This window comes from Mycobacterium sp. IS-1264 (genome assembly GCF_001954195.1).
In the GTDB taxonomy this organism is placed as follows: Bacteria; Actinomycetota; Actinomycetes; order Mycobacteriales; family Mycobacteriaceae; genus Mycobacterium.
Genome location: NZ_MBES01000025.1, coordinates 1 through 605, shown reverse-complemented (window position 1 = coordinate 605; position 605 = coordinate 1). Strand labels below are relative to the sequence as shown.

Annotated in this window: 2 protein-coding genes; both read right to left on the bottom strand. The window is 63.1% G+C overall.

All coding sequences use genetic code 11. The features are described from left to right. Nucleotides 1-79: PPE domain-containing protein (locus A5744_RS24325; protein ID WP_139331248.1), on the bottom strand; the 79-nt coding region annotated here is incomplete at its 3' end. 9 nt (nt 80-88) lie between these two features. Continuing rightward, complete coding sequence (locus A5744_RS05780) at nt 89-388, bottom strand: PE family protein (RefSeq protein WP_076059197.1); 300 nt, start codon at nt 386-388, stop codon at nt 89-91. Nucleotides 389-605: the final 217 nt, after the last annotated feature.

Genomic DNA, 605 nt, shown 5'->3' with positions numbered 1-605 from the left:
TCGTCAACGACGTCGACCCCGCACCGGCATACAACCGCGCAGAATTAACCTCCGGCGGCAACGCACCAAAATCAATCATCTCGACCCCTTAACCCGCCGCGGCCGCATTGGCCGCCTCTGTCACAGCATATGATCCCGAGCTCATACTCAAGGTGTTCACGAATGCCTCGTGGACCGCGGCCGCCTGAGCACTGACCGCCTGATACATCTGGGCGTGTGCGGCGAACTGCGCGGCCGTCAGCGCCGAAACCTCGTCGGCAGCCGCAGGCACCACGCCCGTCGTCGGGGCCGCCGCCGCGGCGTTCTGGGCGCTCAGCGTCGAGCCGATCCCCTGCAAGGTGCCGGCTGCCGCCGCCAGCGCCTCTGGCTGGGTAGTCACGAACGACATGTGGTTTCCTCCTCGATGACCTTCCGGCTCAACACCTTCGGGATATGGTTGCCAATAACGTTAAATTCGATCGCGGTCGCGGCGCTCCTTTGCCGCCGAATACTCGAGACCTGACGACTACTGTTCATTTGTTGGTCACCGGCATTTCTTTATCCTGCCGAGGGTGGTCGGGTGAGTACGTTGTAGCGGAAGCCGTAGCGCACGCCGAGGTTGCCGC

Coding starts and splice junctions, on each gene's coding strand:
- A5744_RS05780 (WP_076059197.1), bottom strand. CDS start 388: ATGTCGTTCGTGACTACCCAGCCAGAGGCGCTGGCGGCGGCAGCCGGC.